Source organism: Flavobacterium soyae, from assembly GCF_021245985.1.
Classification (GTDB): Bacteria; Bacteroidota; Bacteroidia; order Flavobacteriales; family Flavobacteriaceae; genus Flavobacterium; species Flavobacterium soyae.
In genome coordinates this window covers 99,965-121,074 of record NZ_JAJQXA010000003.1, presented here as the reverse complement: position 1 = coordinate 121,074, position 21,110 = coordinate 99,965, and the positions used below count along the sequence as shown (strand labels likewise).

Genomic DNA, 21,110 nt, shown 5'->3' with positions numbered 1-21,110 from the left:
TGTTTTTAACAAATTTGATGCTTTTTATATTTTTAACACCCTCCATTTTAATCAAATTTAAAAAGCTGATTATAGGAGCTTTAAAACAAAAAATAAAAATCAATCTTAAGCAATAGTTAAAACCGTATTTAACTGCATATTTTCATTAAATTTACAGCTGTCAAAAATAAATTTACAATTATGCCAACCGACTGTGTCAGCTATCAAACTTCAGGATATTTTTCTAAATTGATACAAGATTATTTAGATCAGAAATCAGAATTGAAACCGCTGTACAACAATTTCCCAACATTAGAAAACTTCGAAAAGCAAATTGCTGAAAAAGCAGACAACTTTGATAACAATAACCGAATTCCTTTGATTACAGCTTTAAAAAAGCAATATCAAAATATTGAAATTTCTGATTCAACCAAGCAAAACATTGAGCTTTTAGCACTCAAAAACACCTTTACGATAACAACCGGGCATCAGTTAAATTTATTTAGCGGTCCCTTGTATTTCTTATATAAAATCATTTCGACCATAAATCTTACTAAGGAATTAAAATCGAAATATCCATCGTACAATTTTGTTCCAATTTATTGGATGGCGACAGAAGATCATGATTTTGAAGAAATAAACTATTTTAATTTTAAAGGAAAAAAATTCAGATGGAATAAAGAAAGTAACGGTCCTGTTGGACGGCTTTCAACTGAAGGTTTAGATGAATTCTTTGAAATTTATTCATTAGAATTAGGCTCAAGCACAAATGCCAATACTTTAAAAAAGCTTTTTGAAAATGCTTATTTAAAACATGATAATCTGGCCGATGCAACACGCTTTTTAGCCGACAGCTTATTTGCTAATCATGGTTTAGTGATTATAGATGCTGATGATGCCGATTTAAAACGTACTTTTATTCCGTATGCAAAAGAAGAATTAGAAAAACAAACTTCATACAAAGCAGTTCAGGAAACTATTGAACAATTGAAAGAGTATACCGTTCAGGTAAATCCACGTGAGATTAATTTATTTTATATTGAAGATAATCTGCGCGAAAGAATCATTTTTGAGGAAAACAAGTACTTCGTAAACAACACAAAAATCTCATTTTCTAAAGAACAAATTCTTTCTGAATTAGAAAATCATCCTCAAAAATTCAGTCCCAATGTTATTATGCGTCCGCTTTATCAGGAAATTATTCTCCCGAATCTATGCTACATAGGCGGAGGCGGAGAAATTGCTTATTGGCTGGAATTAAAATCCTTTTTTGATATTGTAAAAATTACTTTTCCAATGCTTTTAGTTCGTAACTCTGTTCTTCTGGCAACCGAAAAACAAGAAAAAAAAGCAGATCAATTAAACTTAAGCTGGAAGGATCTTTTTACCAAACAAGAAAATTTAATAAATACTATTACACACAAAATTTCTGCATTTCCAATTGATTTAACACCTCAAAAAGAAATATTGAAAAACCAATTTCAATATCTTTATGAATTAGCCAATCAAACTGATAAATCTTTTTCCGGGGCTGTAAAAGCACAGGAAACGAAACAGACAAAAGGTTTAGAAAATTTAGAAAAACGTTTATTAAAAGCACAAAAAAGAAAACTAAGCGATCAATTGCAGCGTGTAACAGATTTGCAATGCGAACTATTCCCAAATAATAGTTTACAAGAGCGCCAGAGCAATTTCTCTGAATTTTATCTGGAAAAAGGTGAGCAATTAGTACCGCTTTTACTGCAAAAACTGAAGCCTTTAGAAATGAATTTTAACATCATAACAATATAAAAAATAGTCTGCCACAAATTACACGAATTACCACGAATTATTTTTTTATTCAAAGAATATAAATTAGTGAAAATTTGCGTAATTCGTGGCAAAAAAATATAATAATAATTCTCGAAAACCAAATAACCATCTATTTTCAAGATTATTATTCTCCAAACCAAATAGCGATTTTTAAAATTATTAACTAACCAATTTACCCAAAACCAATGGTAAAAGAACGCTTAATTTCGCTAGATGTCTTTCGTGGACTAACTATTTTATTGATGACAATTGTAAACAACCCCGGAGACTGGGGCAATGTTTATCCGCCATTATTACACGCCGAATGGCACGGCTGCACTCCAACCGATTTAGTATTCCCGTTTTTTATTTTTATAATGGGAGTTGCCGTTCCGCTTGCAATGCCAGACAAATTTTATGACGGCACGACATTCAACAAAATTTTAGTTCGCTCTTTGCGAATGCTTTGTTTGGGGATTTTCTTCAACTTTTTTGGAAAAATCCAGTTATTTGGACTTGAAGGAATTCTGCTTTTAATTGGCCGGCTTGCCATTACTATTGCTGCAGGCTATGCCTTAATGGGAAGTTTCAGTTCAAAAATCAAAAACATTTTAGCATTTTCAATTCTGTTTATTTATCTCTTTCTCGCTTACAGCGGTATCGAAGCTTATAGTGATGTAAGGCTTCCGGGAGTTTTACAACGAATTGCAATTGTTTATTTTGTAGTTTCTCTTTTGTATTTAAAAACATCTCAAAAAACACAGATCATAACCGGAATCGTTTTGTTATTAGGATATTGGGCAATCATGACTTTAATTCCTGTTCCCGGAATTGGCGACGCAAATCTAGACAAAGGAACAAATTTAGCATCTTGGCTGGATGGCGTTTTATTAAAAGGACATATGTACCGCGGAACAGTAACCTGGGATCCGGAAGGCATTTTAAGCACATTTCCGTCAATAGTAAACGGAATTATTGGTTTATTAATTGGTCAATTATTACAGTTAAATTTTCCTAAAACTAAAAAAGCACAAAAAATGACAATTGCCGGAGCTGCATTAATTATTGGAGGCTTAATTTGGAATATTGTTTTCCCAATAAACAAATCCCTTTGGACAAGCAGTTATGTTTTATACACCACCGGATTAGCCACAACATTTTTAGCGATTTTATACTACATAATTGATATTGCCGATTATAAAAAAGGATTCAAACCATTCTTGATCTGGGGTGTAAACCCAATGATCGTTTTCTTTACTTCGCAGATAATTCCGCAGGCATTGGTAATGATCGAATTTCAAAATCCACATAAAACAGAAGAAAAAATCAATTTATTAAATTATTTATATAGCTTTTGGATTGCGCCATTTTTTAGCAACCCAATGACCGCTTCATTAGCCGGCGCATTAGTTTACGTTTGTATCTGGACTTTTATTTTGTGGATATTCTACAGAAACAAATTAATATTCAAAGTATAAAAAACATTTCATCATATACATAGAGACGCACCGCAGTGCGTCTTTTTTTTATTAAATATTTACTTTGTGTTAGATGCACTGCAGTACATCTCTACTATTACTTATATCATTTAAAAAAGCTTTTCTTACTCAAAACATCATTCTACCATGTTTTAATTGTGAATTTATTAAAATCAATTCACAAAAAAAGTCTACTTTTGCACAAAATTTAATAAAATATAAAATGGCAACAAATAGAACTTTTACAATGATTAAACCAGATGCTGTTGCAAACGGACACATCGGGAATATCTTAGCAATGATCACTAATGGTGGTTTCAAAATCGTTTCATTAAAATTAACTCAATTAACTGTAGCTGATGCAAAAGCATTTTATGCAGTTCACGCAGAAAGACCTTTCTACGGAGAATTAGTTGAATTTATGTCTCGTGGACCAATTGTTGCTGCAATTTTAGAAAAAGATAACGCAGTAGAAGATTTCAGAACTTTAATTGGAGCTACAAATCCGGCTGAAGCTGCTGAAGGAACTATTCGTAAAGCATACGCAGCTTCTATTGGAGAAAATGCAGTTCACGGATCTGACAGCGACGAAAACGCTGCTATTGAAGGTGCATTCCACTTTGCTGGAAGAGAGCAATTCTAATAATTTCAGATTGTAGAGTTCAGATTTTAGATTGCTGAACTACACATATAAATCAAAAAAAAGAGGCTGTCTCAAAAGTAAAATCAAGCTGTTGAGAATCGCGTAAATGGAAAATTTCTCCGATAGGTATCCGAATAAAAAAGAGGTTGTCTCGACTTTTGAGACAGCCTCTTTTTTTTGATATCCTGAAAAATCTAAAATCTAAAATCTAAAATCTAAAATCAGCGCAAAACCACATCTTTTACCACTTCACGCCCAAGCTCCTCATTAATCATTTTAACTATTTTAGATTTTCCGTGACTTAATTCTTCTCTTAAAACAGCAGATCCAAGTTCAACATACAATGTACTGCCCTTTAAAACGACATTTTTAGTATACGTTTTTACACCATTTCCCATTAATTGCGTCCAGGCTTCTTTTACATCAATCTGATCCATTCCTGGCTGTAATTTATTAACCTGAATAATTTGTTGTAAAACAGCTCCAATTGTACTTTCGTTATTTAGTCTTTTTGCCATCATTTAAAATATTTATTGGTCCCGTTTTTTTATAATGATATTCCTTATTCTGATCATTTTTCACCACAAATTCTTCATCCGAAATCGAAATTAATTCCTCAGTCCATTTAGCATAATCTGTATTATAATCCAGAAAAGTTCCTTTATCAGTAAATCTAACCGAAACATTTTCAAAAGTATCTGTTGTTAAAAAAGTGCCGTCAAGCTGTGCCATTACTTTTGTCCGAGTTCCTTTAGTTCCTTTAATTTTAAAAAAATCAAAATTCTCATTCATTCCGTACACCTTCTCCTCTCCTTTATCAAAAACCACTTTTTCAATTTCCCAATAACCATTTAGTTTTGCAATATCTGCCGGTTTTATTTCTTCTTTACAGCTTACAAGCAAAAGCGATAAAACCAAAAACATAAAAGCGTTTTTCATAATAGTATAATATTAATAAGGAGCTGTTCCTGCTGTACGCTATATCTTTTCCCGGCTAAAGAAGCCAGAAAAAGGATACCGCTGCCATCAGGGCCAGGACTCCTGTTTTCATAAAAAAATTAGTAATCTACAAAGTTAACTTTATAAATTTCAAAAGAAATACTTTAGTCTATAATTATCTCATTTTTCTAAAGAGTTTATGTTCTAACTATTTGCAGACAATAAAAAAAACTATTTTAACAATCTTATGTCATATTAAGGCAGATATTTTTATGGAAAAGGAAGATGCAGCAAATTTACTAAAGCCTGATATGATCGGCTCAAAAATTTGGGAAGATTTTTCGACAGATGCAAACGGTATTATAAAAGTAAGAGCTTACTATGCAGTTTTACAGATGGAACAAAATGGGAGTTTAAATAAAAACTTCGTGGTTAAATACGTAAAATAAGTTTTCCCACTCATTAAACTATTTTACATATTTTTGGTCAAACCCCAAACCAAAAACAAAAAACCATGACCAAAACTATTTTTACAATCCTGACTACCTTATTATTGATAGGCTGCAGTAAAGATTCAGCAGAACCAGATCCGGTTCCAGCTCCATCAGAAAGTATGTATTTCCCTCCACTAACCGGAACAGCCTGGGAAACAAAATCCATAGCCGATTTAAAATGGAATCAAGGTGCCGTACAGCCTCTTTTAGATTACCTCGAACTCAAAAATTCTAAATCTTTTATCATTTTAGTCAACGGCCGTATTGTTTTAGAAAACTATTTCAACGGACATACCGCTTCAACAAACTGGTATTGGGCGAGTGCCGGAAAAACATTAACTTCTACTGTTACCGGAATTGCACAACAGGAAAATTTGCTAAACATCGACAATAAGGTTTCTCAATATATTGGCACCGGCTGGACAAGCGAAACTCTGGCACAAGAAAATCAAATTACCTGCAAACATTTATTAACGATGACATCTGGACTTGATGACTCAACTGATGATGTAGACCCTGCCAGTTTAATCTACAAAGCCGATGCCGGAACAAGATGGGCTTATCACAATGTTTATGTAAAATTGCAAGATGTCATTGCAAGTGCAAGCGGACAAACCTGGGAAAATTATTTCAATGCTAAATTAAGGGATAAAATCGGGATGAATGGTTCTTGGGTACAGCTTGGTGTAAACAACGTTTATACAAGTACTTCAAGAAGCATGGCGCGCTTTGGGTTATTAATGCTGAATAAAGGGAAATGGGAAAACAATATCATTTTAAATGAAGCCTATTTCAATGAAGCAACAACAACTTCACAAAACATCAATTTAGGATATGGTTATTTATGGTGGTTAAATGGGAAAAGCTCTTATCATTTACCACAATCACAACTTACTTTTCAGGGAAGTGTAATCCCAACGGGACCAAATGATATGTTTATGGCTTTAGGAAAAAATGACCAAAAGATTTATGTAATTCCGAGCAAAAAAATGGTCATTATCAGAATGGGAGATGCCGCAGATAATGTAAATCTGGCTTTATCTGATTTCGATAAAGTTTTATGGGAAAAAATTAGCGCATTGTATCAATAAAAACTTCCTTATTTATCTCGTAGAGATTTTATATCGGTAGTAATTGATTTTACAGTTTTGTCCTTTTAGGGACTAAATATTAACAAATAGATTAAATCCCTAACGGGATAAAATATTTAAAAATTGAATTACTACCGATATAAAATCCCTTTGGGATATTCATATCGACAGAACACTATTACGAAGTAATGTAATTACTGCTTAGTTCGAAGTCTTTTAAGAACTCCCATAAAGAAGAAACCTATGCCCAGAACCAATAAAACATAATAAAAAGAAAGACTATTATCTCTCAAAACATTTGCTAAAACAAAACATATAATGCTTGCAAAATAAAAAACAACAGCCGATATATTTTTAAAAGAAGAAAAACTCATTATAAATTATTTAAAGAAACTGTCTACGAATTCATATTTATTAAAGACCTGTAAATCTTCAATTCCTTCACCAACGCCAATATATTTTACCGGAATTTGAAACTGGTCTGAAATACCTATTACAACACCGCCTTTTGCAGTTCCGTCTAATTTTGTTACTGCTAATGAAGTTACTTCTGTCGCAGCAGTAAATTGTTTAGCCTGCTCAAAAGCATTTTGACCTGTTGACCCGTCTAAAACCAGAAGTACATCGTGTGGCGCATCGGCAACTACTTTCTGCATTACGCGTTTTACTTTAGAAAGCTCATTCATCAAATTGATTTTATTGTGTAAACGTCCGGCAGTATCAATAATAACAACATCGGCATTTTGAGCCACAGCAGACTGTAAAGTATCAAAAGCTACAGAAGCCGGATCACTCCCCATATTTTGTCTTACGATTGGCACATCTACTCTATCAGCCCAGACTTGTAACTGATCGATTGCAGCGGCACGAAAAGTATCGGCAGCGCCTAAAACCACTTTATAACCGGCTTTTTTAAACTGATAAGCCAGTTTACCAATTGTTGTAGTTTTTCCAACACCATTTACTCCAACAACCATTAAAACATAAGGCTTTTTATCTTTTGGAATATCAAATTCGGTTGCTTCACCTCTATTGGTTTCAGACAATAGCCCGCCAATTTCATCACGAAGAATTTGGTTTAATTCGTCAGTTCCTAAATATTTATCTTCAGATACGCGTTTTTCGATTCTTTCGATAATTTTCAATGTTGTATTTACCCCAACATCAGAACCTACCAAAACTTCTTCAAGATTATCTAAAACATCATCATCGACTTTAGATTTTCCTGCAACTGCTTTGCTTAACTTAGAGAAAAAAGTAGTTTTTGTTTTTTCAAGACCTTTATCTAAAGTCTCTTTTTTTTCGGTAGAGAATAATTTTTTAAAAAAACTCATTTTTAATTTATTGTTAGTTTTAGACTGTTTCTAAGAGTTTTGAAACAATCTTAATGTTTATAGAATGCCTTTTGTTTTTAATTTAACCCCAACCCAACTGCATCGATCTTTTTATTGTCTTCTTTAAACAAGTAAAGATATAGAGTATGACGCGAACTAATGTTTAAAAAAATACAAATTGCTTAGTTTCTACAAAATTTTAAACAAATATAAAAAATAAAAAAGCTACTTCCGAATGAAAGTAGCTTTTCTATATATTGTAATTGTAATTATTTCTTTTTCAAGAATTCATCAACCTCTTCAGGAGCCATAATAGATTCTACGAATGTATATGCACCAGTTTTAGGAGATTTTACCATTTTGATGGCTTTTGATAATCTCTTAGAAGATGTTTGTAACGATGCTACGGTTTTCTTTGCCATGATTCAAATGTTATTTGAAGTTTTTTATAAAACTCTAAATGGCAAAACCATTTGAGATTTACAAAAATCTCTAATTATTACTTAATTTCTTTATGAACAGTTACACGTTTCAAGATTGGATTAAATTTTTTAATCTCTAATCTATCCGGAGTATTTTTTTTGTTCTTAGTTGTAATATATCTAGAAGTTCCCGGAACACCAGAAGTCTTGTGCTCAGTACATTCTAAAATTACCTGGATTCTATTACCTTTCTTTGCCATCTTGCTATATATTTATTTAGGAAAAGATTATTTGATAAATCCTTCTGACTGTGCTTTTTTCAAAACAGCAGTGATTCCATTTTTATTAATTGTTTTTATCGTAGATGCTGCTACTCTAAGAGTAATCCATCTATCTTCTTCTGGAAGATAAAAACGCTTTTTAACTAAGTTTACAGAAAACTTTCTCTTAGTTTTGTTCATAGCGTGAGAAACGTTATTTCCTACCATCGCTCTTTTACCTGTAAGGTCACAAACTCTTGACATTATACTTATCTTTTATCGTTATTCAAAATCAGGGTGCAAAGAAAAGAAAAATAAACCATTGTAGCAAAAATTTATTGCACAATTTTTAAAATTTCTTTTTGTAATATTTCTAAACTCTTAATAGTTGCTCTATCTATCACTTTTTCACGTGGTTGACCAAAGTTAAATTCTTCTGTGATTACTCCCTCTGGTGTAGCCAAAGCGATAAAAACAGCACCAATTTCAGCATTCGAGTCTCCTTTTAACGGGCCAGCGTTCCCGGTTGTCGCGATTGCATAGTCGGTTTTAAGTATATCTTTCACATTCAAAGCCATAGCTGCTGCAACCTCAGCACTTACTACTGAAAATTGATCTATCAAGTCCTGCGAAATACCCAAAACATTGACCTTGGCTTCTGTTGCGTATGAAACCACACTTCCTTTAAAATATCTTGATGCTCCTTGCACAGATGACAAAAGTGACGCAATTTTTCCTCCGGTGCAGCTTTCTGCTGTCGAAATCGTTTTATTATTTTTAGCAAGCAGTTTGCCAACTACGGTTTCAATCGTTTCATTTTCTTCATACCCTACTATAATATCATGAATTATAGCATCTAATGACTGAACATTCTCTTCAATTGCTTTTTCTAATTCTCTTTTATCTGTTCCGCGGGCAGTCATACGTAAGCGAACTCGTCCGGGATTTGGCAGATACGCCAATTTGATAAATTCAGGCAGATTATTTTCCCAGTTTTCGATACGTTCTGCGACTAAACTTTCACCTTGACCGTACGTTAAAATGGTTTTATGAATAATATAAGGACGTTTATACTCTTTTACAATTTTTGGGATTATCTCATTTTCTACCAGATATTTCATTTCGTACGGAACACCCGGAAGCGAAACAAATACGGTATTTTCCTTTTTCATCCACATTCCCGGCGCAGTTCCCATTTTATTATGAAGAACAGTACACTTTGAAGGAACAAGTGCCTGATCTTTATTCAACTGAGAAATGGGTCTTTTATAAAAACCTTCAATAAGTTCTGTTACGTGAGCGAGAACTTCGGGATTTACAACCAGCTGATCGTCAAAATAATCGCAGAAAGTTTTTTTGGTGATATCATCTTTTGTCGGTCCTAAACCGCCGGTTATAATTACAACATCAACTTTATTCTGCAGCTGCGCAAAAGTGTTTAAAATATGCTGTTTGTTATCACTTATTGAAATCATTTCATAAGTTTCTACACCAATTCGATCCAGCTCTTTGGCTATAAAATTTGAATTTGTATCTACAATTTGACCAATTAAAATCTCATCTCCAATGGTAACTATTGTTGCTTTCATATTTGTAAAATATTTTACTTATAAATTATTCTATAAGCATATTATGAAGTAGGTTGTGGAAATGATCTGTGGCAGAAAACAAAATTTCTATTTTGTTTTTAGTGAAGTAAAAACCTTAAAGCAGATAAAAATTTATTCCGCTTTTTCAATTTTAAAAAAGCGGAATAATCTGAATTTAGACGTCAAAATCTTTTTTGATTTCTTTAATTGCCTCTTTTACCTGTACTTTTATACTTTTAAAAGTCTCGATAATATCTTTTTTCTTTCCTTCTGCTTTTGTCCACGCTTCGACTTGCAGAATTTCTTCAAATGCAACATTCAACCCCATCAAGTCTAATGTAGGTTTAATTTTATGCGCATACGAATAAGCGTATTTATGATCCTTTTTCTTGATTCCTTCCTTGATTTGTTTTAAATCCTCAGGAACTTCTGTAACAAATAGTTTTAGAATTTCGTTTACAAATTCGGGGTCATTGTCTGAAAGCGCATACACTTTCGAAAGATTATACTTTAAAGCCATTATTTTATTTGTATTCTGAATAATTTTTTATCTTCTAAAAAGCCTTCCAAAACATCATTTGGTTTAACCGGCGCAACACCTGCGGGTGTCCCTGTAAAAATAATATCCCCAATTTTTAAGGTAAAAAACTGAGAAACATAAGAAACCAATTCATCAATTTTCCAAAGCATAAAACTTGTATTTCCTTTTTGAACTGTTTCAGAATTATTTTTGAGTTCAAACGTAAGATTTTCTAACGAAACAAAATCACTTTTTGGCAAAAAATCTCCAATTACTGCTGAACCATCAAATGCTTTTGCCTTTTCCCAAGGCAGTCCTTTTGCTTTTAATTTATCCTGTAAGTCTCTGGCAGTAAAATCAATACCTACACTAATGTCGTCATAATATTTGTGTGCAAACTTAGGCTCAATATATTTTCCAACCTTATTAATTTTCACAATTATTTCTAATTCGTGATGAACTTCCTCAGAAAATTCTGGAATTACAAACGGATGCTGCTTCAATAAAACCGCCGAATCCGGTTTCATAAAAACAACAGGTTCGTCTGGACGATCGTTTTTTAATTCTTCAATATGATTGGTATAATTTCTACCGATGCAAATGATCTTCATTCCTTTAAGTGTTCAGTTTTCAGTTTTGAGTGTTCAGTGTTTTGAGTGCTAAATTCTACTGAACACTAAAAACTGAACACTGAATACTTTATTTCGTATTTAATTTTCTCAATTTAATTCCTGTTAAAACTTTTTTGGTATACAAAGGAAAATCGGCGTTTTGAATCCAGCTGAAATATCCCGGTTCTGTTTCCAGTACTTTTTCAACTTTTGCTCCTTTGTGTTTTCCGAAAGTAAAAATTTCTTCGTCATCTTTATCAAAAGCAATCATTCCGGCAAAATCAGCGATTTTTTTACGGGTTGTAAATTCAGATAATGATTTCATATCGTTTTCTAATTCAGGATAACGATCTAACTGCGCTTTCAAAATCTCATAAGTTGCCATTGTATCTGCTTCTGCTGAGTGGGCATTTTCAAGGCTTTTCCCGCAGTAAAATTTCAAAGCTGCACTCAAAGTACGTTCTTCCATTTTATGAAAAATAGTCTGAACGTCTACCGAAACCTTATTTTTCATATCAAAATCGACCCCGGCACGAAGCAATTCTTCTGCTAATAACGGAATATCAAAACGATCTGAATTGAAACCTCCCAAGTCGCTGTCTTTTATCATATTATGAACCAGTGGTGCCAGTTCTGCAAAAGTTGGCTCATTAGCTACTTTTTCGTCAGTAATTCCATGAACCGCGGTAGTTTGTGGAGGAATTGGAATTGTTGGATTAACCAGCCATGTTTTACTTTCTTTATTTCCGTTTGGAAAAACTTTAAATATCGAAATTTCTACTATTCGATCTTTACCGATATCAATTCCAGTTGTTTCAAGATCGAAAAAGCAGATTGGTTTGTTAAGTTTTAATTCCATTTTTAATTTTTATAAGATTACAAATGTAATTTTTAAAGCCGAATTTTCCTCCCCAATTTCTATTTTTTTTTGACCAAAAAAGGCTTTATTTTTCGATTTTAACTTTTAAAATTAAATCTAAATCGGCTTATTTTCTGTTTTCTTACAAACGAAAAAACCCGAAAAACTTTTAATTTTTTTTCGGGTTTTAAATTTATTTATGAATCGATTAGAAATCTCTGTCTACATCAAAAGCTTCTAAATATTCTGCTACTCTTTTTACAAAACTTCCACCTAATGCACCATCAACAACTCTATGATCGTAAGAGTGAGACAAGAACATTTTTTGGCGAATTCCGATAAAATCTCCTTCCGGCGTTTCGATAACCGCAGGAACTTTACGAATCGCTCCAAGTGCTAAAATACCCACTTGCGGCTGATTGATAATTGGCGTTCCAAAAACACTTCCAAAAGTTCCAACATTTGTAACGGTATAAGTTCCGCCTTGCGTATCGTCTGGTTTTAGTTTTCCTGCTTTTGCACGGTTTCCTAAATCGTTAACCGCTTTTGCCATCCCAACAAGGTTTAACTGATCTGCATTTTTAATTACAGGAACAATTAAATTTCCGTTTGGCAATGCAGCCGCCATTCCTAAGTTAATATTTTTCTTTTTGATGATATACTCGCCATCAACAGAAATATTCATTCCAGGAAAATCTTTTAAAGCTTTTGCAACTGCTTCCATCATAATTGGTGTAAAAGTCAGCTTCTCGCCTTCTCTCTTTTCAAAAGCTGTTTTAACTTTATCCCTCCATTTTACAATGTTCGTTACGTCAACCTCAATAAACGACTGAACGTGAGCCGAAGTTTGCACAGAAGCCACCATGTAACCAGAAATCAGTTTACGCATTCTGTCCATTTCGATGATTTCGTCACCGCCATTTACAGAAACCGGAACTGTCTGCTGGCTTTTTTGAACTACTGGCTCTGATGCTTTCGCAGTTTCAACAGCCGCTTTTGGAGTTTCAACCGCTGCTTTTGGTGCTTGTTCAACTACTTTTGGAGCTTGAACTACTCCCGCTTTACGGTCTTCTATATATTTTAAGATATCATCTTTCGTTACACGGGCGTCTTTTCCCGAACCTTGAATATTATCTAATTCAGCAAGAGAAACACCTTCTTCTTTTGCAATGTTTTTTACTAAAGGAGAAAGGAATTTTTCAGATCCAGAAAAATCCTGAGGAGCAGCAACTTCTTCTTTTACTGCTTCAATTGTTTTTTCGATTTCTACAGCTTCTGCAGGAGCAGCAGCTTCTGCATCTGGAGTTGCAGCAGGCGCATCACCACCTTCAGTTTCGATAATTGCAATAGTCTGCCCTACCTGAACTAAATCATCTTTGCCAAATAATTGTTCAACTAAAATTCCCGATACTTCACTTGGTACTTCGCTGTCAACTTTATCAGTTGCAATTTCAAGTACAGCTTCATCAGCTTCAATTTTGTCTCCCACTTCTTTCAACCAGTTGGTAATGGTTGCTTCAGCGACACTCTCTCCCATTTTGGGAAGCTTTAATTCAAATCTTGCCATATTATTATTCTAAAGGATGATTTTGATTTTCTGATTGCGAAATTACTGAAAAATTTAAATATAAATTAAACTTAATATAATTTTTACTGAATTTTTCTGATTTGCCCTCTGTCATTTCTTGAATTACTTCCAATAATATAACTGGTGTTTTTGGGGAAAATCTTAAAAGTAATATCCTTATCTTTAAGAGTTTCTATGATATTGATACATTTTTTGAATGAAACATACTGATTATCCAAAATGATCTCTGTCTTTTTTCCCTTTAAAATCAGCGACGAATTTACCATTTTTTCTTTTTTGAAATCTAAAAAACTGACTTTATTTTCTAAAATCGAAGCCAGCTTTTCAGACAAATTCTCATTTTCGGAGTATAAAATATATCTTTCCGGCAAAGGTTTTGTTTTTGATTTTCCCTGAAACATTTTTACAAATGAAAAAAACCATGTTCCAATTTGAATAAAAAAGCTAAAAAACCATGATTTTTTAAAATGTTTTTGGTAGAAAAAATTCATTGCATCCTGAAAACGCTGCATATACAATTCATCTTTAACGGTACTTTCTCCTTTATAGTGTAAGACTGTCGTTTCATGAAAGTAATAATTGTTCTTTTTTAGCCGAAGTACTCTATACGACAAATCAATATCATCTGCGTACATAAAGCAATTTTCATCAAAGCCATTTAATTTCTCATACAAATCTTTTTCTAAAAACATAAATGCACCCACCAGAATCTCGACTTTTCCGGTTTGGTTTTCATTTAAATGCTGTGCATAATATTGATTAAAAAGATTCCATTTTGGGAACACTTTATACAAACCAAAGATTTTCGTGAAAGCTACCCAGGGCGATGGAATTCCGCGTTTACTTTCGGGCAGAAAATCTCCTGTTCCATCAATTAATTTACAGCCTATAATTCCTAAATCTTGTTTTCCTTCGGCGAAAGCCAAAATTTTAGTAAAAGTATCTTCGGCAACAACAGTATCAGGATTTAAAATGCAGATGTATTTTCCGCCGGCTTGTTTAACTCCAATATTATTTCCTTTTGGGAAACCAAAATTTTCTTGGTTTTGAATCAGTTTCACTTCCGGGAATTGGGTTTTCATCATTAAACAGCTGTCATCAGACGAATTATTATCTATAACAATAATTTCGGCATCAAGACCTGCAATTGCTTCCTGAACACTTAAAACGCATTGTTCCAGAAAGTAACGCACATTATAATTAAGAATGATAACCGATAACTGCATTGAATTTTTTGTAATTGATTTTGGGGAAAGTTAGAAATTTTCAGCCAATCCTAATCGCAATGACCAATCGTTTTTACTAATTCCGTAATCAAGCACTAAATTGCTGTTGTTTTTTTTGTTCCATTTAATACGTAATCCGGTTCCAACGGCTGGATTCCATTTTTTAAACTGATACGTATCTAACTTCGAAACAGAGGAAACATTGGTAAAAAACACAGCACCCCAAAAACCGTTTTTTGAGATATCAGTTCTGTATTCGGTTTCAAAATAAATCAGCGCATTGCTGCGAAATCTGTTTCGGGTAAAACCACGTCCCGTTCTTCCATCGCGATCCCAACCTATGCTTGGCAGATCTAAATAATGTGGTTTTCCACCAAAAGTTGACCAATAAAAAGCTCTGTAAGCCAAAACCCGATGTTTATATTTATGGAAAGAATGGTATTTGCGGGCATCAAAATAAATCGAATTCCATTTTTTGCCTTCAACTCCGCTTGTATTGATTCGGTAATCTGCCTCTACATACAAGCCTTGTTCGGGATTTACATTGTTTTCTCTGGAATCATAAAGCCCTTGAATCGCAATTCCGAAGGAACTTTCATTAGAAAAATCCCCATCCATATATTTAGAATAATCGGTTTCATCCTCAATATAGGAGTCCTCAGAAATATTTTGATAATTGTCGAACAATAAACCTAATCCTAATCGAAAATTCCCTATTACTTTTCGGGTTGCAAATTGATAAAAACGCCATTGCTGATAATCTAAAGTCGACATTTTTTCATCGGTATTATGTCCGCCTAAACCATAAGTATCCTGCGGATAAATCATATATCGATAATCGCCAATGAAATTCCAGTAATTATCCTTCGTATAAATATAGGTTTGAATAGGAAAAACATATTGTTTGGTGAAACTAAAATAAGGTGAAAACGAAACCTGAGACATTTTGGTCGTTTTACTGTCGCCGAGATAAAAAGTGGTTAAAAATGAAACTACCAAACCGGCATTTTTGTTAGCATCAATTGGAACCGGAAGCAATGAAAATGCTATTTTTTTATCCTGGTTTTTTCTAATAGAATCATTTTTATGAAAAAGCTTGTACAAAACATCCAGAATATCTTTGTTGTTGTTGTTGTTGTTGTTGTTGTTGTTGTTGTTGTCGTATGAAATGGTATCGTTTTGGCAATAGCCGAAATGCATTTGAAAAAAGAAAAAGAAACCTAACAGAAGCTTTGGATTTCTCATAATATAAATTTTATAGAAATAATATCTTACAAATTTAAAATTTTATTGAGAATAGTCACTTTTAAAAAAGAATAAAAAGAAATCTTATTTTTGAAAGAAACAAAAAATACTTTTTATGAGAGTCAAAAAATTGATTTTAACTAATTTCTTTCTTCTAATACCTATATTGTTTATAATATTAAGCTTCGCTTCTCCAGAAGAAATTTCAAACTCGCATATAAATCTTGTAAAAACCTCAACCTGGTATATCGCCGGTCCAGCCAAAGAAAATCAGGAAACAATTAATAAAATCCGAAAAGAAAAAGGCATAATTAAAGTTACGGCAAAAGATAATCCAGTTGGAGAAATCGAACTGAATGTGATGATTACAGAAGCTGATTCGAACGATGGCAAACCAACAAATTTATCTGAAAATTCAAAATATGTGAACATTACTTATAAATCATCGCAGCCTATAAAACTGCAAGCACGCGAAGGAAACGCAGAAGGAACCGGTTGTGTACATGGCGGTTCGCACCCAAGAGTAGATTTACCTGTATCTGCTAAAAAGTTCACGACAATAAAAATTCCGTGGACAGATTTTAAACAAGACGGCGATCTAAATGGAAAGACTTTGAACATTCATAAGCTCTGTAAATTCAATTTTGTGAATTATAATCCGGTTTCTGGTGCGACTTTGGAGATAAAGTCTGTTTTTATAAAATGAGAATATTTTACCGCAAAGTTCGCAAAGCTTTGTATTGATAAAGCTTTGCGAACTTCGGCTAATTTTTTAGCCACAAATTAATAGATTAAACTTTGTGCACTTTGCGTAAAACCTTTGCGAACTTTGCGGTAAAAAATATTATAAGTGAAGCTGAATCTTAAACCTGTTGAAGATTTTCATAACGAATAACATTATTATTGAGAAAACCAGTGACCAGATAATTCCCGGAATTCCTTCACGGAAATATTCTGGAATAATGGAAATTTTAAAAGCTAAATTAAAATAATAAATAACACCCGGCAGAATATAAATCAATAACGGATTTGCCGCTGCGGGCATAAAAAACTCGCTCCATTTGGTTTGTTTTTTAACTTCCATTAGCCAATACAAAAAGTAAAACAAAACGGTGCAAATTCCAGCCGAAATTAATGTCCAAGATGGTGTTCCTTGTATTTTTGAGATTCCGTAATGTGGCCGAAGGAAAAAGCCAACAGCAAAAAACAAAACAATGAATCCTATTACAGGCCAATTAATTTTATTTACTATTTTCTTGTCAAAAAAGAGCAGTGAAATTATTATTCCGGCGGTTACTAAAGTTACATGTGTTAAATGTCCGGCAATAAAATGCAGCCATTCCGGTAAAACTAAACCTTTTGTCAAATTTGCCGAATTTGCCGCAACACAAACTACAAGAAAAGCAATCATTGCCCATAATCTGCCTGAAACCAGCCAATAATAAATTACAGAAATAAGATAAGCCCAGCCTATTAAACCCAGAATTCCCCACCATTTTGGCGTGATTCCTATTTTTCCGGTTTCTTCCTGAACATATAGAAAGTAAAGTGCAATTAAAACTAATATTCCGCCGTATTGAAGTATATATTTTAACCAAACTGAAAAATCTTTTGGGTATTTATTCCAAATAGGAATGGGCATGGAATAAGCCAAAAATCCCCAAAAAGCAGGTGCGATTATCATTTTTGAAGCGTCGTAGCCATATTCAGCATTTACCATATAAACACCAATTATTATTAAAGCTACAGCACGTTTTAAAGTATGTGTCCAGATTACTTTTGGGGTGTCGCCTTTTATTAATCTGGCATTAAAGGCAAATGGAACTGACATTCCAACTATAAATAAAAAAGCAGGGAAAACTAAATCGACAAAGGTCATTGCATCGGCATCGGCGGGCATGTGTTTCATCCACTGTGGTACATTTTTGACACTTGCGAGTTCGTTTACAAATATCATTACAAAAATGGTAATTCCGCGTAAAGCATCAATCGAAATAATCCTTTGATTATACAAATTCTCTTTAATTTTCATAAAATATTACTTTTCTATCAAATATAATATAATTCTAAAATGCCGGTTACATTGTTACATAAATTTTCTTTTGCAATATTTGTTTAAAGAGAAATAAAAACAATATCAATTCTTTACTTTTGCACTTATGTTATCATTCTTTAAATCGAAACCTTTTTTAAAAGACCTTCTGGCAGGCGATTATATCGATATTCATTCTCATTTGCTTCCGGGAATTGATGATGGTGCATCATCAATTAAAAAAACAATAAAACTTGTAAAGGCATTTCAGGAATTGGGAATTTCTCAGTTTGTTACTACGCCGCACATTAATCATTTTGTCTGGGATAATGCTGAACAGGATATTTTAAACAAGCAAAAAGAAACTGAAGTTTTATTGAAAGAAGAAAATATCAATATTCCGTTTAAGGCTGCATCTGAGTATTTTATGGATGACTGGTTTGAAAACCATGTAAAAACAGAAAAGCTTTTAACCTTAAAAGACAATTATGTATTAGTCGAAATATCGTATTTAAGTGCGCCTTTAAACTTATACAAGATTATTTTTGAGATACAGCTTGCAGGATATATTCCGGTTCTGGCTCATCCTGAACGGTATTTATATTTTCATAATAACTTTGAAGAATATGAAAAACTTAAAAAAGCAGGATGTTTATTTCAGTTGAATTTATTGGCTGTTATGGGTTACTATGGCAGCGAAATCACCAAAACTGCTGCACTTTTATTAAAAAAAGGAATGTATGATTTTTCAGGGACCGATGTGCATCACAGCAATCATATAAAATCTTTAAATCAAAAAATAAAAATTGATTCAGTTGTAAACTTAAAGGAGGTTATTGCCAATAATCAGTTTTTTAGATTCTAATTTTTTCAATTTTAAAGCATAAAAAATGCTGCGGATTCTACTATTTTTTATTCTGTCTGTTTTTTCAGTTAAAGCCCAAACTTTTGGCTGTACAGATGTGCTTTCAAAAAATTATAATCCAAATGCAGTACAAAACGATGGAAGCTGCATTTATAAAAATTTAAAACTAAAACCTGAATATTCGATTAGACTTAGCGACTCGATTAAAGAAACTTCGGGTTTAATTGCTTTTGAGAATTTATTGTGGACTCATAATGACGATCACGATAAAACCATTTACGGATTAGATTCGCTAGGAAAAATCAAAAAGAAAATCATTCTGGATCAGGCAATAAATCATGACTGGGAAGAGATTTCGCAAGACAGTTTGTATTTATATATTGGAGATTTCGGAAATAATTATAGCGGAAATCGAACGGATTTAAATATCCTGAAAATTGAAAAAAAATCATTTTTAGAAGGAAAACCAATTATCGAAAAAATTTCATTTCAATATGCTGACCAAACTGATTTTTTGGCTCAAAAACCAAATTCTACCGATTTTGACTGTGAAGTTTTTGTAGTTTCTAAAGACAGTATTTATTTGTTTACCAAGCAATGGAAATCGTCTAAAACCAGTATTTATGTTTTGCCCAATCAACCCGGAAATCATATTGCACAATTTAAAAACACTTTAGATACAAAAGGTTTAGTTACAGGCGCAACGTATTTTGAAGAAAAGAAAATTGTGGCTCTTTGCGGTTATTCTAAAACGGGAAAAACATTTCTTTATCTTTTATACGATTTTAAAAACAACGATTTTTTATCGGGAAATAAACGAAAAATTGATCTAAAACTTCCTTTTAATCAAATAGAAGGAATTGCGACAAAAGATGGTCTTCATTATTTTATTACCAATGAATCTTTGGTTCGAAAACCCATTTTAAATAATCCGCAGCAAATTCATTATTTAGATTTGAGTTCGGTTTTAAATCCATATGTTAATCGGCAGCAATAATGTTGTTTTTCGCTCCCATTATTAAAAGCCACAAACACGTTCCAATTTCACCAAGAGTTGCCGGAAGCCTTACAAAAGAAGATATTCCGAGTTCAGAATAATTCGAAAACAATGCATTTCCGAAGAAATTTATTAAATAACTCACACAGCCAAGCATCAATAAAATTCCTAAAAACTTCGGAATTATTGCTGATTTAAAAATTAAATATCCTAACGGAAACAGCCAAAGTCCCCAAAAAACCTGAACAATTAAATTTCCGTAATCATATTGGTTCAAATAAAACATTACCAAATCCTTTTCTTCTCCGCCTGAATTAATTATAGAAAGAACTGCAAATTTATTCTGCATGTTTATAAAAGAAATCGGCACGCTCACAATGGCTAAAATAACCATATATATCGCATACGTTTTATGAACGGGTTGCAATAATTTGTACAAAACTAAAGGCAGAAATAAAAAGAAAGTATAACAGATTAATCCGCTTACTATACCAAGTCTGAAAAGAAATTCATGGTTTACAATATTACTAAAAGTTATATCAGGATGATTCCAGACAATTAGTAGAGAAGGAACATATCCTAAACTAAAAATTCCGGTTATTACAACTACTAAATATAACAAACCCGCGATTCTGCCTGTATTTCTAAACGATAGTTTTGATTCTTGATTCATGCTTTTATCTTTAAATTTAAACTTGTTTTGGCCATTTAAGCGCAGTCCAAAATATTATTGAAGTCAAAATACTTTCTATTATTGCGAGAAAAACGTAGAAACTCCACCAGGCTCCAGTAGTTGTAAAAGCTATTAACAGCATTATGGCAGTATAAATAATTCCGAAAATGAGATTAAGCCAGCGGTTTATTTTTGGTTTTAAAACTACCGATGCAAAAATCATTAAGGCCGGAATTGCCATTAAAAGTGCTGCCAGAAATAATTTTACGGGAGAATCCAGTAATGTATCTCCGCTAATAAAATCTTCAACTTTTTTTGGAACATAGAGCGAAAAATAATCTCCATAGATATAACAAAACATTACAGAAGTCCACAATGCAGCAAGCTTGATTTTTGTGTTTATTTTAAAATCTTCAAAACCACGGGTGTTTATTTCTTTCTCACTCATATTTAAGGAATTAAATTTTTAAATAT

The 21,110-nt window shown here is 32.8% G+C and carries 24 protein-coding genes; 8 read left to right on the top strand and 16 right to left on the bottom strand.

What is annotated here, in order from left to right:
* The first annotated feature begins 180 nt into the window (after positions 1-180).
* From bshC to LUU93_RS04945, 3 genes are all read left to right on the top strand, one after another.
* Positions 181-1,770 (top strand): bacillithiol biosynthesis cysteine-adding enzyme BshC, encoded by a 1,590-nt coding sequence (gene bshC, locus LUU93_RS04955; RefSeq protein ID WP_232678917.1) that lies wholly within the window; start codon positions 181-183, stop codon positions 1,768-1,770.
* A gap of 206 nt (positions 1,771-1,976) precedes the next feature.
* The gene (locus LUU93_RS04950; protein WP_232678915.1) at positions 1,977-3,248 is read left to right on the top strand and encodes an acyltransferase family protein; all 1,272 of its coding nucleotides are present in this window, start codon (positions 1,977-1,979) and stop codon (positions 3,246-3,248) included.
* 223 nt (positions 3,249-3,471) lie between these two features.
* Positions 3,472-3,891 carry a nucleoside-diphosphate kinase gene (locus tag LUU93_RS04945; protein ID WP_232678913.1) on the top strand — a complete coding sequence of 140 codons (420 nt, stop codon included), beginning with the start codon at positions 3,472-3,474 and terminating at the stop codon, positions 3,889-3,891.
* A 221-nt stretch (positions 3,892-4,112) separates the two neighbouring features.
* Here LUU93_RS04945 and LUU93_RS04940 read toward each other — a convergent pair whose 3' ends face one another.
* Positions 4,113-4,409: a DciA family protein gene (locus LUU93_RS04940; RefSeq protein ID WP_232679498.1), complete on the bottom strand. Its 297-nt coding sequence runs from the start codon at positions 4,407-4,409 to the stop codon at positions 4,113-4,115.
* Entirely contained in the window at positions 4,390-4,830 is a 441-nt protein-coding gene (locus tag LUU93_RS04935; protein ID WP_232678911.1) for a hypothetical protein, read from the bottom strand. Before LUU93_RS04935 ends, LUU93_RS04940 begins: the two co-directional genes overlap by 20 nt.
* 272 nt (positions 4,831-5,102) lie before the next feature.
* Here LUU93_RS04935 and LUU93_RS04930 point away from each other — a divergent pair, with 272 nt between their 5' ends.
* Together LUU93_RS04930 and LUU93_RS04925 are read left to right on the top strand one after the other, a co-directional pair.
* The gene (locus tag LUU93_RS04930) at positions 5,103-5,279 is read left to right on the top strand and encodes a hypothetical protein (protein ID WP_232678909.1); all 177 of its coding nucleotides are present in this window, start codon (positions 5,103-5,105) and stop codon (positions 5,277-5,279) included.
* A 65-nt stretch (positions 5,280-5,344) separates the two neighbouring features.
* The gene (locus tag LUU93_RS04925) at positions 5,345-6,415 is read left to right on the top strand and encodes a serine hydrolase domain-containing protein (protein ID WP_232678907.1); all 1,071 of its coding nucleotides are present in this window, start codon (positions 5,345-5,347) and stop codon (positions 6,413-6,415) included.
* Positions 6,416-6,795: 380 nt separating this feature from the next.
* On the opposite strand, the gene ftsY is transcribed toward LUU93_RS04925, so the two are convergent.
* The 11 genes from ftsY to LUU93_RS04870 all read right to left on the bottom strand — a co-directional run bounded on the left by ftsY (position 6,796) and on the right by LUU93_RS04870 (position 16,069).
* Entirely contained in the window at positions 6,796-7,749 is a 954-nt protein-coding gene (ftsY, locus tag LUU93_RS04920) for a signal recognition particle-docking protein FtsY (protein ID WP_232678905.1), read from the bottom strand.
* A 269-nt stretch (positions 7,750-8,018) separates the two neighbouring features.
* The gene (locus LUU93_RS04915) at positions 8,019-8,171 is read right to left on the bottom strand and encodes a DUF4295 domain-containing protein (RefSeq protein WP_008468081.1); all 153 of its coding nucleotides are present in this window, start codon (positions 8,169-8,171) and stop codon (positions 8,019-8,021) included.
* Positions 8,172-8,248: 77 nt separating this feature from the next.
* Entirely contained in the window at positions 8,249-8,431 is a 183-nt protein-coding gene (rpmG, locus tag LUU93_RS04910; protein ID WP_008253902.1) for a 50S ribosomal protein L33, read from the bottom strand.
* Between the two features lie 27 nt (positions 8,432-8,458).
* On the bottom strand, positions 8,459-8,695 hold the full coding sequence (gene rpmB / locus LUU93_RS04905; protein ID WP_008468080.1) for a 50S ribosomal protein L28: 237 nt from the start codon (positions 8,693-8,695) through the stop codon (positions 8,459-8,461).
* A gap of 71 nt (positions 8,696-8,766) precedes the next feature.
* Positions 8,767-10,020 carry a CinA family nicotinamide mononucleotide deamidase-related protein gene (locus tag LUU93_RS04900; RefSeq protein WP_232678903.1) on the bottom strand — a complete coding sequence of 418 codons (1,254 nt, stop codon included), beginning with the start codon at positions 10,018-10,020 and terminating at the stop codon, positions 8,767-8,769.
* 175 nt (positions 10,021-10,195) lie between these two features.
* On the bottom strand, positions 10,196-10,540 hold the full coding sequence (locus LUU93_RS04895) for an Hpt domain-containing protein (protein WP_073417072.1): 345 nt from the start codon (positions 10,538-10,540) through the stop codon (positions 10,196-10,198).
* Positions 10,540-11,151 (bottom strand): fumarylacetoacetate hydrolase family protein, encoded by a 612-nt coding sequence (locus tag LUU93_RS04890; protein WP_232678900.1) that lies wholly within the window; start codon positions 11,149-11,151, stop codon positions 10,540-10,542. Before LUU93_RS04890 ends, LUU93_RS04895 begins: the two co-directional genes overlap by 1 nt.
* Before the next feature lie 88 nt (positions 11,152-11,239).
* Positions 11,240-12,010, bottom strand: a complete 771-nt coding sequence (locus tag LUU93_RS04885) for a 3'-5' exonuclease (protein WP_232678898.1) — start codon at positions 12,008-12,010, stop codon at positions 11,240-11,242.
* A gap of 208 nt (positions 12,011-12,218) precedes the next feature.
* Complete coding sequence (locus tag LUU93_RS04880) at positions 12,219-13,577, bottom strand: dihydrolipoamide acetyltransferase family protein (protein WP_232678896.1); 1,359 nt, start codon at positions 13,575-13,577, stop codon at positions 12,219-12,221.
* An 83-nt stretch (positions 13,578-13,660) separates the two neighbouring features.
* The gene (locus LUU93_RS04875; protein ID WP_232678894.1) at positions 13,661-14,824 is read right to left on the bottom strand and encodes a glycosyltransferase family 2 protein; all 1,164 of its coding nucleotides are present in this window, start codon (positions 14,822-14,824) and stop codon (positions 13,661-13,663) included.
* Between the two features lie 30 nt (positions 14,825-14,854).
* Complete coding sequence (locus LUU93_RS04870; RefSeq protein WP_232678893.1) at positions 14,855-16,069, bottom strand: BamA/TamA family outer membrane protein; 1,215 nt, start codon at positions 16,067-16,069, stop codon at positions 14,855-14,857.
* 115 nt (positions 16,070-16,184) lie between these two features.
* Between LUU93_RS04870 and LUU93_RS04865 the strand changes: the two genes are divergently transcribed.
* Positions 16,185-16,775 carry a hypothetical protein gene (locus LUU93_RS04865; RefSeq protein ID WP_232678891.1) on the top strand — a complete coding sequence of 197 codons (591 nt, stop codon included), beginning with the start codon at positions 16,185-16,187 and terminating at the stop codon, positions 16,773-16,775.
* Positions 16,776-16,913: 138 nt separating this feature from the next.
* Here the strand turns inward: LUU93_RS04865 and LUU93_RS04860 are convergent, their stop codons facing one another.
* Complete coding sequence (locus tag LUU93_RS04860; RefSeq protein WP_232678888.1) at positions 16,914-18,101, bottom strand: DUF5009 domain-containing protein; 1,188 nt, start codon at positions 18,099-18,101, stop codon at positions 16,914-16,916.
* Between the two features lie 127 nt (positions 18,102-18,228).
* Between LUU93_RS04860 and LUU93_RS04855 the strand changes: the two genes are divergently transcribed.
* Positions 18,229-18,966: a tyrosine-protein phosphatase gene (locus LUU93_RS04855; RefSeq protein WP_232678886.1), complete on the top strand. Its 738-nt coding sequence runs from the start codon at positions 18,229-18,231 to the stop codon at positions 18,964-18,966.
* A 25-nt stretch (positions 18,967-18,991) separates the two neighbouring features.
* Positions 18,992-19,963 carry a T9SS C-terminal target domain-containing protein gene (locus LUU93_RS04850; protein ID WP_232678883.1) on the top strand — a complete coding sequence of 324 codons (972 nt, stop codon included), beginning with the start codon at positions 18,992-18,994 and terminating at the stop codon, positions 19,961-19,963.
* Here the strand turns inward: LUU93_RS04850 and LUU93_RS04845 are convergent.
* Positions 19,947-20,636, bottom strand: coding sequence for a DUF4386 domain-containing protein (locus LUU93_RS04845; RefSeq protein ID WP_232678881.1), 690 nt, complete (start codon positions 20,634-20,636; stop codon positions 19,947-19,949). The two genes, LUU93_RS04850 and LUU93_RS04845, sit on opposite strands and share 17 nt — an antisense overlap.
* A 16-nt stretch (positions 20,637-20,652) precedes the next feature.
* Positions 20,653-21,084: a DUF6326 family protein gene (locus LUU93_RS04840; protein WP_232678880.1), complete on the bottom strand. Its 432-nt coding sequence runs from the start codon at positions 21,082-21,084 to the stop codon at positions 20,653-20,655.
* Positions 21,085-21,110 lie beyond the last annotated feature (26 nt).